At 53.3% G+C, this 14,647-nt stretch carries 12 protein-coding genes; 5 read left to right on the forward strand and 7 right to left on the reverse strand.

Annotated elements, in window-relative coordinates; all coding sequences use genetic code 11:
• Positions 1–156: 156 nt before the first annotated feature.
• The 3 genes from VB741_RS07460 to VB741_RS07470 form a co-directional block, all read right to left on the reverse strand.
• Entirely contained in the window at positions 157–1,779 is a 1,623-nt protein-coding gene (locus VB741_RS07460) for a CHAT domain-containing protein (RefSeq protein ID WP_323364532.1), read from the reverse strand.
• 85 nt (positions 1,780–1,864) lie between these two features.
• A complete protein-coding gene (locus VB741_RS07465; protein WP_323364533.1) occupies positions 1,865–4,156 on the reverse strand; it encodes a PP2C family protein-serine/threonine phosphatase in 2,292 nt (763 codons plus the stop codon).
• On the reverse strand, positions 4,149–4,490 hold the full coding sequence (locus tag VB741_RS07470; protein WP_323364534.1) for an NAD(P)H-quinone oxidoreductase subunit M: 342 nt from the start codon (positions 4,488–4,490) through the stop codon (positions 4,149–4,151). The genes VB741_RS07465 and VB741_RS07470 overlap by 8 nt, the downstream gene beginning before the upstream one ends.
• A 187-nt stretch (positions 4,491–4,677) precedes the next feature.
• On the opposite strand from VB741_RS07470, the gene VB741_RS07475 reads away from it, so the two are divergent.
• Positions 4,678–5,352: a histidine phosphatase family protein gene (locus VB741_RS07475; RefSeq protein WP_323364535.1), complete on the forward strand. Its 675-nt coding sequence runs from the start codon at positions 4,678–4,680 to the stop codon at positions 5,350–5,352.
• Between the two features lie 375 nt (positions 5,353–5,727).
• Complete coding sequence (locus VB741_RS07480) at positions 5,728–6,621, forward strand: hypothetical protein (protein WP_323364536.1); 894 nt, start codon at positions 5,728–5,730, stop codon at positions 6,619–6,621.
• Between the two features lie 38 nt (positions 6,622–6,659).
• Here the strand turns inward: VB741_RS07480 and VB741_RS07485 are convergent, their stop codons facing one another.
• Together VB741_RS07485 and queA are read right to left on the reverse strand one after the other, a co-directional pair.
• Complete coding sequence (locus tag VB741_RS07485; RefSeq protein ID WP_323364537.1) at positions 6,660–8,345, reverse strand: ATP-binding protein; 1,686 nt, start codon at positions 8,343–8,345, stop codon at positions 6,660–6,662.
• A gap of 300 nt (positions 8,346–8,645) precedes the next feature.
• On the reverse strand, positions 8,646–9,770 hold the full coding sequence (gene queA / locus VB741_RS07490) for a tRNA preQ1(34) S-adenosylmethionine ribosyltransferase-isomerase QueA (protein WP_323364538.1): 1,125 nt from the start codon (positions 9,768–9,770) through the stop codon (positions 8,646–8,648).
• 196 nt (positions 9,771–9,966) lie between these two features.
• On the opposite strand from queA, the gene VB741_RS07495 reads away from it, so the two are divergent.
• Positions 9,967–10,356 (forward strand): hypothetical protein, encoded by a 390-nt coding sequence (locus VB741_RS07495; protein ID WP_323364539.1) that lies wholly within the window; start codon positions 9,967–9,969, stop codon positions 10,354–10,356.
• Positions 10,357–10,413: 57 nt separating this feature from the next.
• Here the strand turns inward: VB741_RS07495 and VB741_RS07500 are convergent, their stop codons facing one another.
• The gene (locus VB741_RS07500) at positions 10,414–10,854 is read right to left on the reverse strand and encodes a YraN family protein (RefSeq protein ID WP_323364540.1); all 441 of its coding nucleotides are present in this window, start codon (positions 10,852–10,854) and stop codon (positions 10,414–10,416) included.
• A gap of 151 nt (positions 10,855–11,005) precedes the next feature.
• Here VB741_RS07500 and VB741_RS07505 point away from each other — a divergent pair, with 151 nt between their 5' ends.
• Entirely contained in the window at positions 11,006–11,530 is a 525-nt protein-coding gene (locus VB741_RS07505; RefSeq protein WP_323364541.1) for a hypothetical protein, read from the forward strand.
• Between the two features lie 123 nt (positions 11,531–11,653).
• On the opposite strand, the gene dnaG is transcribed toward VB741_RS07505, so the two are convergent.
• The gene (gene dnaG / locus VB741_RS07510) at positions 11,654–13,603 is read right to left on the reverse strand and encodes a DNA primase (protein ID WP_323364542.1); all 1,950 of its coding nucleotides are present in this window, start codon (positions 13,601–13,603) and stop codon (positions 11,654–11,656) included.
• Between the two features lie 212 nt (positions 13,604–13,815).
• Here dnaG and VB741_RS07515 point away from each other — a divergent pair, with 212 nt between their 5' ends.
• Positions 13,816–14,613 (forward strand): hypothetical protein, encoded by a 798-nt coding sequence (locus VB741_RS07515; RefSeq protein ID WP_323364543.1) that lies wholly within the window; start codon positions 13,816–13,818, stop codon positions 14,611–14,613.
• Positions 14,614–14,647 lie beyond the last annotated feature (34 nt).

Consider the following 14,647-nt stretch of genomic DNA (forward strand, 5'->3'; position numbering starts at 1 on the left):
AGACGTAGGTTCTTATCCCCAAACAGTGATTTTTTTGGTTTTGTTAGGATGTTTAGGCATCAGCCTAACGAGATCTGTTTAGGCATCAGCCTAACGGGATATGTTTAGGCATCAGCCTAACGGGATATGTTTAGGCATCAGCCTAACGGGATATGTTTAGGCTTGGGCTGTGGGTTCAATGATGAATTCTAGCAAGCAGCCGTCAGAGCTGCCAAAGCGTAGCTGCATGCCTGAGGCAATGGGCACTTCCTGGCGATGAATCTGCTGCCATCCTTCGGTGCTTAGGCAATAGGTGCCGTAGCGGGAAAAGTCCCGCAAAAAGTAGGTGGGCTCTGAGGTTTCGGCGGCGGCCCGACGATAAAAAATTTCGGCATGTTTGCTCGATACCCAGGGTTCTGCAATTACTAAATCGTTATCGGGTAGGCGGCCCACCCGCATTAGCCCTCGGTAAATGGGCCATACTTTGCCTTCACCGCCGATTTCGCGCAGGCTAATGCTGTGGGCGGTCCGGCCACCAATGCCAGAATCGCCAGGTAGCCGGGTGATATCCGTGGGCATGGGGGTGAGGAGTTCACCGTCAAAGTCGGGGTGCATGTAGAGCACCGGCAGGGTCCAGGCTGGCTGGTTGAATTTGTAGAGGGTGAGGAGGTGCTGGCGTGCGATCGCAACTGCCTCATCCACCGGTTTCCGGTCTGCCAAAGCCTGGGCAAACACCTGAATAAAGCTCAGGGCCTCTTCATCGGCAATGGAATCCCGCATCGCTAGCACAGCGGGCACCCCATGGTGCAACAGCACCTCCGCCAAACTACTGCGGGGAATTGCCTGCTGGCCGCTACGTTCTGGCTGAGCCCCCCAGCAGGTATTAAACACCGCCAGTTTCACCCGACAGCGGGTGAGCACCTGGGCCAGCTCAGTCCCATTCAGGGTAGCGTCGGGCTGTAAAAACAGTAGACCGCCATCGGGGGCAGGAATGCCATGGCCCGCATAGAAAAAGACATTGTAGCGATACCGCTCTAAATGCTGCACCAGTTCTGCCGGGGAAGGCTGTAGCAGCACATCCACTTGGCGGACCACCGGTCGCCCCACATTAGATTCGCCCCGACTTTCCAAAATATTCTTCAGCAGGGTGGCTTCTTTATCCAGGCTGAGGTTGGCGGCGGCTCGGTCTTCAAAGCTGGCCCCATCGTCATGGCCCACCACCAATAAAATTTTCAATCCATTGTCCAACCCCCAATCCACTAAGGGATCGACATCACTGGTGGTGCGACTAAACAAAATCTGCTGGTTTAGGGCTACCGCCGGGCGTCCAGGCTGGGACTGCATAATTTCCCAGGGCACGCTAATCAGTTCCGGATCGCGTACTTCCAACCGCAGTCGCATCACCGTACTCTGGCCCTGGGCAATCCCCCGGCTGTGGTCCAGGCTGCTCTGCACTGGCCCATCGAATAACCACTGCCAAAGATTTAGCCCCAGGTGTTGCATTAAGCGACTGCTGTAGCTAGTGGTCTGGGTGGCACTGGGGGTATCGCCCTGCTCATCCAACATTAGCTGGGGCACATAGGCCGAGGGCACATGGGGCACCTGGGGCAGTCCCCGGAGGGAAAACATCGACTGCCAGGTTTGCCATGCCTGGGATAGGGTATGGTTCCAAATCCGATCGTGGTGTACGTGGCCTCCAGGGTAGGGAGACTTCAGCACCCAAATGGCATAGTGCTCCGGATCGGCGGCGGTGAGCCGATCTAGGGCAAGCCATAGACAAAGTGACTCTGAAGATGACATGGAACCGGTCATAAACGTTCTGCCACGGTAAACATATAAAACGAACTAATCACTATCCACCGAAGATCCATTAACTATCTACCCACTACTCAGACGGACAGTTGAGCACTGGAGCGGTACCCACAATGCTGGCTAGCTTGGCTTCCAGCACCCAACCTTCAGCGCCAGAAGTTAGTGACGTTAAACCCGACGGTGTGACCGTTGCAGCTGGATCCGAGGGACGAGACGGCCTGTCATCGAGATTCACAGCACAGACTTTGAGCTTCACCCAGCGGGACTGATCCGCAGCGGCATCTTGTCGGGTGAGGACTTGAACGATGGCTCCGTCTGGTAATTGTCCTAGGGCATTGCCATCGTCCTCGTTAGGCTGTGGTGTCGTCAACAGGTCAACGGATTGACGCAGTTGCAGATAGCTCCCTGGAGTAAGGGTTGGTCTGGCTAGCTCATCGGGGGCAATGCCCACACTGTCAGTCTCTGGATTGATTTTATCTTGAATGGTTTCAGGCAGGGATGGGACGGCATTGATGGTGGTGTTCCTCGGCTCTTCCCTGAAAAACACCATGGTTAATGCCGTGGCCGCTCCCAGTATCCCCGTTAACCCCAGTAGCCACAGCCAGGGGCTAGGCCCTTTCTTCTCGGCCGGACGCATAGTGGGCTTCACCGGCAGCTGAGTTGACGTTGGCGCAGGAGGTTTTGGGCGGGGAAAATTAGGCCGGGGGAGTTGAGCAACCTCCGGTTGGGCAGGCAAGGGTAGGGGCACGGTTACAGGCTTGAGGGGCTGGATCTGACCGGCCACGATGCCGACGGTGATGTTGTCATGGCCGTTGTAGGTATTGGCCAAATGGACCAAATTGTTCACCGCTGCGGTGGGGGTGAGCTGCCCGATCAAGATGGGTAAGACGTGGGTCGGCCAGAACTGCTCGATGCGATCGTAGTCGCTTAATCCATCGGAGCACAGGAGTAAAACAATGTCCTCGTCTAGAATTAACCGCTGTACCACCACATGGAGGGCGGTGGAATTGGCCATGCCCAACGCCTGAATCAGTGCGCCGGTGCCCGAACGATTGGAAACATCGGCATAGAAGCCATATCCTAGACGAACTTCACGAGCCGCCACGTCATCATCAAAGGTGATCTGGCGGCAGCTGTTGGTACTGATCCGGTAGGCCCGACTGTCCCCCACGTGACCAATGTAAATATGAACGCCAAAAATCAGGGCCATGACCACCGTGGTGCCCATGCGATCGCGCGACTGACGCTGGGCCCGATCATTGTGCTCGGAAATATTATCATTGGCGGCACAGATGGCCTGTTCCATGGCCAAGGTGACGGTTTCTGGGTCGTGGATAGGCTGATCTTCCAGCCATTCCATTAGGGGGGCTAGTTCTTGTTGAATGGTTGCGATCGCAAGCTGGCTGGCCACATCGCCCCCATCGTGGCCCCCAATCCCGTCACAGACCAATAACAGTAGGGGGGGCCGATGCTGCGAATTAGCCTTGGGGCCAAGAATGTGGGTTTGGGTGCTACCACCGCTGGGGAAACAGGCATCTTCATTCCGTTTACGGCTAGGCCCCCGATCGGTCATCACCGATAGGCCATACTCCACCCGATAACCGGCGGCCGCCGCCGCAATGGCCTGGTCTAAACAGGTAACCAAAACCGCTGGGACCGTAATGTCCCCCTCAACCAGGTAGTTACACAGACTGTCTAAAAAGTCCCGAATGGATGGCTGGGCCTGGGGAATTAAGGTTTGCCAGGATGCCCCCAAGTTTCTCAGGGTAAACGGCTGAGAATCCTGGGACAGCTCCAAAAAGCGCACCAGGGAACCATGGACCCGCATGTGACTGCCCAGGAGCAAACTGCTCGCCACCTGCTGCTCGAGAAAATCGGGCCATAGCCCAGCAATTTGCCATAGCCAATTAAGCTGCCTCAGGGGTGATGCCGTTGACCAAACCTCAGTCAGAGCTGGTAACAGGCTGGGCTTGTCATCCCCTGGGGCCGTGGCAATGGCGGCGACATCCAATAGCAGTATGTCAGCATCCCCAGACTCCCCACTTCCCGTCCCGGCACTCCCACCAGTCCCTGAACTGAGCAGGGCATAGGGCTGGGGAACGTTGAGGCTAAAGGGGGCCAGCATTAAATAGGGCCATACATGGGGCGGTACCGGCTCGGGCGACCGGGGCGGTGTGCCAGGCTCCGTATCTAGCACGATGCGCTGATGCTTCCAAATGTAGCGTCCATCCAGATTGTCTGGCCCTAGGGCCCCCTGCCCCACCGCCCATAGATAGCGATGGGGTACGAAGGCCTGGCAGGAGACGCATTTTTCGGTGCCCTCCGGATTACTGGCCTGACATTCGGGGTTTGGACATTTAATCACTCTCGGATACCACGCGGGGTAGGCCCATACTGTAGTTGAGCACCCGGCTGCGAAGGTTATAGCTAATCTGACCTGACTGGAGTAGCGTTCTGACAAAATGCTCCAGGTCAGACCCGATCCGGCGCAGGTTGTAATCGGTCAAGGCTTCGCCATCGGCGGCCTCGACCAAGCGGTCAAACTCTCCATAGACCTGCTGGAGCGCTTCATTGGACCAATTAAACTCGTTATCAGGATCAACATCTAAGGTGAGCTGGCTCTCGCTGGGCACAAGCTCGTTGTTCTCAATGTCTCCCGCAAAAATATGAATATGGCGTGTGGTGGACTTGAGCAGCATGGATTGGTTGCATAGTTTGTAAGACGCCTACATTGTAAACGTTTACCCGCAAACCCTTCCTAGGGGACTTTTTAGCTTTGCTCTCAGTTCACATATTTCTACATTCACATATTTCTACCATTCACCTATTTACCTCACCCATGGCCCCGCTTCAAACCTACTCCGCCCAGACTAGACAGCCCCAGTCATGACGAATTACCTCAAGCTATGGCTAATGCGTCATGGGGAATCCCTAGGAAATATCGATGAGCGCTTAGAAGGGCAAATGTCCACCCCCCTATCGCCCTTGGGGCGATGGCAAGCTCAGCAGCTAGCGGCCTACCTGCACCAGCAAGGGACACCCACGGTCCTTTACAGTAGTCCCCTACAGCGCGCCGTTGAAACAGCTCACTATTTGGCCATCGACCGCCCTGTAGAGCTAGTCCCAGCTATCCAGGAGCTACACCAGGGAATTTTTCAAGGTCTGACCTGGGCCGAGGCCAGCCATCGCCATCCTCAAGTTTGTGCTGCCCTCACCCAGTCCCTCGACTATCGGCCTGTCCCTGGGGCAGAAACCCTGATGGCAGCTCACCAGCGAGCCGTGTCCTGGTACCAGACCCTCTGGCAGCGCCATGCCCCTGGGGATGTGGTGTGGATGGTGACCCATGGGGGATTTATGCAGCAGCTGATTAGGGTGATTTTGGGCTGCGATCGCACCTGGCAAATTTCCATTCGCCACACAGCTCTATTTGAGTTTTGGCTCCTCAACCCGGCTAATACTAGAAGTCGCCAACACAATCCAGAGTGTTGGAAAATTTTAAAATTCAATGAAACACCCCATTTAGTCCCCCAGGATGAACGACTTGGCCCAGGACACCCCTAACCCCTAAAATTTCTGACCCATAAAACCCCTGACCCAGGGCATCCAAGGCAAAACTCTAAATTTTCACTCCCCAAAAATAAACCTGTTGTATCCGGAGAATACTTAGGGAGCCATGGATTTTACTAAACAGGTGCTAGGTGCTGAATAGGGAGCCATGGACTTGACTAAACAGGTTTAGCTGCCAGGTGCTTAATAGAGAATCAGGCATCGTCAGAAATACTGAACTTGTAACACGAGTGAAAGGTCATGGCTTTTTTGCGGTAACCTTAACTTCCATGACGTAGGAACATCCTGGGTGACCCCCTGTCAGCTTTAATCGGGTAACCTACCTTTACTTGGGATGATTGCAGCAATAGTCTCGTGGAGGCTGTTTTCATGTCTACAACTACACTCACCGATGTGAACGACGTTTTTGGGCAAGCCCAAGACGGTAGCGTCGCAGCAATTATTCAAATTCTTAACGAGCGGCTAGCAGATCACGGCATTCGCACCCGGGCTGTCTTTGCCGATAATGTACTTCAGCTATTGTGCGAAGCCCCCACCCAGGAACAGCTGGAAAAAACGTTGGTGGTGGAGTCTATTCGCAAAATTCTCGAAGCTATCTCACCTCGCCGTATTCGGCGGGTTAAAATCAATAGCCGTTTGGTTCAAGAACAGCAGTTACTGTGGTTTGAGGAAGTCAACCGAGATCCCGATCACCATCTGCTGTGGGCGGAAATGATCACCCTGAAGCAGCCCCATTGGTTTAAGCGGATTGCCCGTGATGTTAGGCGCCCTAAGCTGCGGGGGACGATGCCCGTAGGCTCGTCTAAGTCTGACCTACGTCAGCGCAAGTCATTGCTCAGCGGCATGATTGGTAGCCTGTCCCTTGCCCTACTCGTTTTGGGGGTAGGTATTTGGGCCTATAAGCAGCGGTTCGCTCCATCCATTGCTTCTAGCGATATCCCTCCGACTTCTAGCACTAGTTCCACCAGTCCTCTAGGCCAGACCACCCCCAACCCACTGGCATCGAATCAACTTCCCTTGCCAGAATCCTATGATTCCTTTGCCCGGGCTGTCCGCATTGCTGAGCAGTCAGCTAAAGATGGTGCAGTTGCAAAAACATCTTCTGATTGGTTATCCCTGGCGGCTCGCTGGCAGCAAGCGTCGGATCTGATGGCGGAGGTTCCCACATCGGACGAACGCTATCAAATTGCCCAAGATCGGGTGGATGCCTATCGTTCAAATAGCGCCAGCCTATTACAAAAAGCTCGCCAAGTAGAGAATTAGCCCTGGCTTCATCCTCTCAGCTCAATGATTCACCTCAGTTATTCAATACTGACCCCATTAAATGTGGTTGACTTCGACTTGGCAGCCACTGGAGCGTCTTTAATTTCTTGAGTACGTAGCCGATGCTTTTGAAAGTAGCCTTGCCATGCTTGGGGGGCATTGAGGGTTTCTCCACCGTGGCTGGTGAGCCGCTGACGTACTTGGCAAAGCACCGGTGTATTGAGACAGGCCCCCGAAATGATCACCTGCCCCTTAGTTAGGGCCGGTAGCTCCTTCAGCAAGTCCCGACCAGCCGCTTCTACACCGTACTTCAGACTCTCCTGGTCCACTGGATTCACAATGCGCATGAGAAACTGGCTCATACATTGGGAGAGGACATCGGAGTCGAGTTTGCCCGGTCGCTGGGTAATCAATCCCACCCCCAGACCAAATTTTCGCCCTTCGCTGAGGATGGTTCTGAGCACTGCTTTACAGCGGGATGGTTCCTTGGCGGGGGCAAACCGGTGGGCCTCTTCCACCAGCACGAAGACTGGAAAGGGTAGATAGTTTTCATCCCCAGCTTCAATTTTGTCCCGGGCTGTATTGATGCGGGCATGGTAACTCTGGCGCAGCACCGCCGCACAGATCACTTGCTGCTCTTCTTGGCTAATTTCATTCATCTGCAGCACGGTAACCTGCCCCGGCTCAAACAGATCACGGGGGGCCATGTGGTTCACCTGATGAAAGTAGGGGGAGCGGGCCAGACGATCCAGCTTCCATTCCAAGGCTGGGGCCGATGACCCCACCTTGTCATTGCCCTCGTCATCGGCGGTGGTATCCGCTTCATAAACCGCTGCAATCAGATCGTTGACATTCCATCGATAGTCACCCCGCTTATGCTTACCCAAAATGGTAAATGCCTTATTCAGGATGGACTGCTGTCGGTCGCTCATCTCTGGCAAGAGGGTGAGAATGTCGTAATAGTCCAGGGAAGACATGCGAATTTGAATATCTTCGGGGGTGAGAATTTGCACCTTGGGGGCATAGCCATCACTGCCCTGAAAGTCTGTCTTGCCACGCATTTCTGCCAAGGTGTTGTACTCTCCGTGGGGGTCAAAGATCAAGACCGCTGCTCGATTGTAGGGTCGTAAAAGCTCTTCAATCAGCACCCCTGCCGTATAGCTTTTGCCAGACCCCGTACCGGCCAAAATGGCCATGTGGGTACTGACAATTTCTTTCACGTCTAGGGCCACAGGTACCGCTTCCCCGGCCCGCAGCAAAAGGGACCCAATGTGGGCAGACCCCATTTCCCCTGGCTGCTTTTTGTTTACCACCTGCTGCAGGCGGTCGTCGGCCACGATACAGACCTTAGCCCCTGGGGTGGGGGTAATGCGGGGATTGATAAACCCTAGGGCCGGGTGGAAGTAGCCGATGACATCCACCGTGACTTCATAAATTTCTGGATTGGGGTAGGCAAACCCGATCAACGAGGCGATGGTATCAGGGCTAATTTGGGTATCGGCAAACAGGCGGTCGGGCAAATGATCAATCAGTCGCCGGTCAGAAATCTTGCCTAGAATTTCCCAGGTCGTAGAGCTGTCATTGGGGGCAGCGATTTTATAAAATACAAACTCACCAATTTTGACCTGATGGTTATCGGCGGTAATAAAAAGATATTGGTTGCCGTCTTCGCCGGGGCCTTTGACAGTTCCGATGACCGGATTTGATTGGGCCAGTGAGGTCATAGTGGTGCAATCCCATCAGTTCTGGCCATGGGGCAGCCAGCATCACCCACTATAGTAAACTTGTATTGCTTTAGGCAATCTTAAATAAACGTATTGCCTTAGTTCAGCTGAGAACTGTGGGCCGAAAAGTACTCCCTCTTTGTTCCATGGCCGCAGTAGCATCCTGAAAAGTGTTGCAAACCATGGTAAGAAAAGGAGAACGGCATCGAAACAATGCTTCCAGTAGAAGTCCGTACGATAACACGTTCTCCATGGGGGACATGGAAAATGACGCATAGGCTATGGCTGAGTTCCCTAATATCACTGACGGGCATCCGGCAAAATAACCATGGCATCACCAAAAGAATAAAATCGATAGGATTGACTAATCGCCGCTTGATAAAGCTCCATCAAACGCTGACGGCCTACTAGGGCACTGACCAGCATTAATAGGCTCGAGCCCGGCAGGTGAAAATTCGTGATTAAGCCATCTACGACTTTCCACTGATAGCCAGGGTAGATAAATAAATTTACTGGGCCCTGGTAAGCCTTGAGTTGACCCTCTTGGGTGGCCACTCCCTCCAAGGTACGAACGGTGGTGGTACCGACGGCAAAAACACGGTTGTTCCGAGCCTTGGTTTCCTGGATTAAATCCACCGTTTTTTGGGGTAAATCTACCCATTCAGCATGCATTTGATGGTCCTTAATGGCAGCGGATTCCACGGGGCGAAAGGTGCCCAACCCCACATGGAGGGTGACCTCGGCTCTCTGGACGCCCCGTTGTTCAAGGGCATGAAATACTTCTGGAGTAAAGTGCAAACCGGCAGTGGGAGCTGCTACCGCACCGGGATGTTGGGCATAGATGGTTTGGTACTGCTCTGGTTCTGCCTGGGAATGCTGAATGTAGGGGGGCAAAGGCACTTCTCCCAAGGCTTCCATTAGCTGAGTTACGGGGGTGTCTGTGGTGGATTCAAAGGTAAGTAATCGACCGTTAGTGGTGCGATCGCAGTCCTCCACCCGGGCCTTAAGCAACGGCTGGTCCACATCTGGCCCAAAATGAATCCAACTCCCCGGTTTTAACCGACGCCCTGGTTTGACCAGGGCCAGCCATTGGGGAGGACGAGGCTCTAGTAATAAAACTTCAACCTTTGCTCCACTTGGTTTGTATCCATACATTCGGGCTGGAATGACTCGCGTATTATTAATGATAAGTAGATCCCCAGCCCCCAGAAACTTAGGCAAGTCTCTAAAATGGACATGCTGATGTTCCGTTCTAGATGAAACAACCATCAACCGAGACTGATCTCGAGGGTTGGTTGGCTCTTGGGCAATGAGGTTAGAGGGTAAGTCATACTGATAAGCCGCTAAGGCATAATCACCATTCGCTTGATGTTGATGGGTGGAGTCGTAGCTATGGGGCAGTGGAGGATTAGTTGATTGGGACATGGGACAAAGAAACAGCGGGAAAACAACCGTTGATTTTTTGATGAAGGCTGCTAGTCAGCTAGACCCAGCCGATCGATTTAATGCCAGACTGTTAGTAAAGCTAGTTAAATGTTTTGTTCTGACATATTGGTTTATACCCAAGATGAGCACCACCTCATAATCAAAACGATCTAGACTGTAGCACTGCGTTATAACTATGGATTACGTTTACTATCTATCCAATGCCAGTCTTGTTCTGCGGGTTGTTGAACGGCTACATCGCCTGACTCAGCTACCGCTAGAATTTGTCAGCGTGATCCATCGCATTGACGGCTGGATTGTTCGGATCAGATTACATGAAAGCGTGGCTGCTGATACAGCGTCGAATTTTCAAGCTTTTTTAGACGAGGTGGGTGGTCGCTCTACTCCCGGTTATCGGATTCGCATGGCCCTGTGGGGGCTAGAAACGGGCCAAACTCCGGTGGATGTAATGCGTCGCTACCAGGTTGCCGTCGTTTCCCACGGCAAGCCAGACCGCTACGAAATCGAAGAGTTTCGCCAGCAATTTGTGGAAGGGTTGGGATATTGCCCTGAGACCTTGGCTTAGGGCCATTGGTCATTAGGCGGGGGGGATTAGGAAGATGACTAGGCTACGTCAACTCGCTCACCCTGAGATGGCATTCACCAAATAATCCTGCAAAACTAAATATCGTTGCCCATCGGGCAGGGCTAAATAGGCTTTGCCTGATTTAGGCTGAACGGTATGACAACTGACTAAGGCCACATCCAATCGGCACGGTAGCTTGGCCAGGTGGGGATGGCGGGTCAAAAATAGTCGGGCGGTGGTGAGGAGTTTGCGTTGTTTTCCTGGGGTGATGGATAACAGGCCATCCAGGTCCCAGTTGCCTCGACTGCGGGTTTTTACTTCAATAAACGCCAACATTTGGCTGCTCAGGTTTCCCCCTTGGGCGTTATGTCCCTTGGCAACTAAGTCTAACTCTCCCCAGCGGCAGTGCCAACGCTGATGGAGAATTTCCCACCCCTGTTGGATTAGCCAGTCCTTTACCAGTTGTTCCCCATAAATGCCCAGGTCTTGGTCTGCCATAATTAACCCGCATCATCCTGGCACCTAGGGTGCCCTGGGGACTGGACTGGACGACAAATTAAGTACCGTTACCGACCGATTCCCGATCGATTGAGATGGTTCAAAAACTGAGTACCATGGGCAAAAGTCCCTGGCCTAGTGCCCGAATGTCATGAGTTCAAAATTACAAGCCGCTCTTCACACGGAGTATCAGCAGGCATTTGACCGATGCACGGTGCGTTCAGAGTCCCTGGGATTAGCCCATGGCATTGCTAAGCGGATGGTGGATTTGCGATCGCACTACGACGTAATTGAGACAAAAACCAGCGTCCCCTGGTGGTTTGCCGGGATTTTGCACTACAAAGAGTGGAATTTTCGAGCACCGGACCTATTTGAGCAAAAAATTGCTGACGTTCTAATTGCCAAGAAATATCACCAGGCAAACCCCCGCACCTTAGCCGCCTATCTCTGGGGATTTGACCTGTGGAATGGTTTCCAGTACGGCTCGGGTAATCAATCCACTTGGGTATGGGGCAGCACCAATGTCTTAACAGTCCCGGCCCGGCAGATGGGGGCCGGCGGCATTCTGAAGCATTTGCACGCCCAGGGATTGGTGCAAGGCTTGGTCCAACCGGCAGCAGCCCAAGCAGCAACGATCCAACCGGCAATAATCCAACCGACAGCTCCAAGCCCGTAACGGCCCAGCCCGCTAAAAAGGGTAAAAAGCTTCCCGTGACGTATTTTCTCCAAATGCTTAGAGTGGATGGCCCCAGTACGGGGTGGGGACGCATCTTTAAAGGGCGCCGATAATAGGCCTGGTTCACGAGTCTAACTGACCATAAAACTCCCCCACCCAAGGGAGACTTGCTAGGTCTTCAAAGGCGACTTGGCGCTCCCGCTCTAGCTCAGCAATGCGTTTTTTCTCGGCATAGCTCTGCTTTTGATAATAGGCGCATTCATTGGGATGGATTTCCATGTCCGTTTCTTCCCAGAGTTTCAGGAAATAGCGGTAGCGCTTTTCGCAGAGGGTTTTCTCCATGCAGGCCACCGAGGCCCGAATAATTAAAGGGGCGCGGAGAATATCCCGCTGGGTTTTTTCATCTAAATAGAGGAGATGGTGCACCTGGGACAGCGGTCCCGTGGATTCTGAGGCTAGGTTGCGCAGTTGCTCCAGTAGGGCCACAGGGGAGGTTTCTGTTTGGGCATCATCCGCTAGCTGCCACTGCACCATCATGCGCCAGAGGGCTCGGTGGTGCGAGAAACTAAGCTGCAAGTCCCGTTCTTCCAGGGCCTGTTTCACCGCCGGACGATGGGTGGGCATGTGAATGTATACCCTTAGCAGCCAGCCCTCCGCTTCTTCTAGGGCACTTTTTTTGATGGCGACTTTGAAGTTTTTTTGGGCATCCCCGGGGGAGCGGCGCTGCCGGCGTACCTGGGCCAAAAAGTTTTCCGCTAGCAGGGGCACCAGGCGGGCATCTCCCTGGCTAAAGATTTCGGCACAGTGGCGAATGTAGTGGGTGCGGGTGTCGGCGTTGGCAATGTCCGCCAGCAGTTGAACGATATCCTGGGATGCGGTTTGAAACTGGTCGGCCTGTTTTAGATCTAGGGGGAGCAGGGTTTGTTGGATTTGCCAGTCGAGCCAGAGGGGGGCCGATTCCACCAGGGCGTTATATTCGTCTGCGACGTGGTTGCGGAGATAGTCGTCGGGGTCCTTACTGTCAGGAATGTTCAGAATGCGTAGCTGCACATCTCCTCGGTGGGCCATTTCGGCCACTTCCCCAATGGCCCGTTGGGCTGCTTTAATTCCGGCGGCATCGGCGTCAAAGTTGAAAATAATTTGCTTCGATTCGGTGTAGCGCAGCAGCTGGCGCACCTGGCCTGCATTGAGGGCCGTGCCCAAGGAGGCAACGGCATTGGTAATGCCCGCTGCGTGGAGGGCTACCACATCGAAGTAGCCTTCCACGACGATGGCGCGGTCTTCCTTTGCGATCGCACCTTTCGCCTTATCTAACCCGTACAAGGTTTTACCCTTGTCAAATAGCTCAGTTTCTGGCGAGTTGAGATATTTGGGTTTCCCATCCCCCAAACAACGGCCGCCAAAGCCAATGATCCGCCCGTTGGGATCGTAGATGGGGACCATCACCCGGTCCCGAAAGCGGTCGTAGTAGCCTGTACCGTTTTTATTCGGGACAATCAGCCCCGCCTGCTCGACGAGCTTGACTGAGTAGTTTTTTTGCTCTACCAGGTAGCCATAGAGAGTCTGCCAACCGTCGGGGGCATAGCCAAAGGTAAACCGTTTGAGAATATCGTCGCTGAACTGGCGTTGCGATCGCAAATACTCCAGGGCCTGCTGTCCTGCACTTTGATAGAGGGCATGTTCATAGAACTTCGCCGTCACCGTGAGAATTTCAAACAGCTGCTCCCTCAGCGTAATGGTCCGCTGATACTCCTGCTGCTTGGCCGGTTCCAGGGTTTTGACCGGCACCTGGTAACGGCGGGCCAGGTCCAGCACCACGTCCGTAAAGGACTGCTGCCCCAGTTCCATCAAAAACTTAAAGGTATTCCCACCTGCCCCGCAGCTAAAGCAGTAGTAAAACTGCTTCGATGGACTCACACTAAAGCTAGGGGACTTATCATCGTGAAACGGACATAGCCCCGTAAAGTCCTTACCCTGCTTTTTAAGCACCACATGCTCAGACACCACATCGACGATATCCGCCCGTTGGCGAACATCGTCGATGGTATCTGGGTGGATGCGGGGGGAGCTCATGGAGTACAAACAGCGTCTCGAATACGAACCATCATAGGACCAATGCCCAGAAGCGGACACAGATGGGACGTCATCGATATTTTCTCTAAATCATGGTCAGCAGCCTAAATGCATCTGCATCTTAGGACTCAGGTGGGAATACTGGAACCACAAGACATCCATAGTCTATCCCTAGACTATCTGCCGCACTATTAGGACCGCTGTCGTTCCCTATGAAAGCCGCCATTGATAACATCACCCTAATCCAGAAGTTCCTCAAGGGCGAAGATTCTCTTTTAGCCAATCGAGAACTGCGGATGGAGAAAGCGTTGAATGAAACCCAGCTGCTGACAACCCAGGGCATTTTACTGGCCAAAGGACGACTCACTGATCGGCTTCCCAATATTGTTATCCGGCTCAAATCTGACTATTGGGAGTTGCTCAATCAGCTGACCCTAGATGCTTGCTTTCTTCCCCTGCACTTACAGCAAGACCAATTAGATGGGGCAACATTTACCCAATACGATTACCACAGTGTGCCAGCAGGTTATCATGCCCACTGTCAGGAAGCCTCAGCTTTTTGGAAAACTTGGTGGATCAACCATCGTAAATTGCAGCTGATGGATATGCTGCTGTTATGCCAGAAGCGCTGGTACCCAGTACAAGAGATGCTGTGTGATACCGGTACTATCTACGTTAAGACGTGGCGAGGAGAGAAAACCCTGTCCATATCAGAGATGGTGATTTGGCTTGATCGCAATACTAAAGAACATCGACCGCCTTCGAAGTATCCTCAACACCACCAAACTAAGGTTGGGGAAACTGCCCCTAGGATCCCAGTCCGGGCTGATCTACTGAGTAATCAATTGCCGGGGACTGTCTCGGGGCAAATCATGGTGCCAGACAACCTACGTCAGGTGATTAAGGCCGACAACAATCGTTTGCTGGTGCATACTGTTCTGGGTCCCGTCATTATTGAAGGACAAAATCTGACCTGTGCCCTAGCTCGCAAGGTGGTGAAGGCACTTTAAAGACAATGGCGAGCCGCTAGTCTCTTTACGTGAC

The organism is Leptothoe sp. PORK10 BA2 (genome assembly GCF_034932105.1).
Taxonomy (GTDB): Bacteria; Cyanobacteriota; Cyanobacteriia; order Phormidesmidales; family Phormidesmidaceae; genus Leptothoe.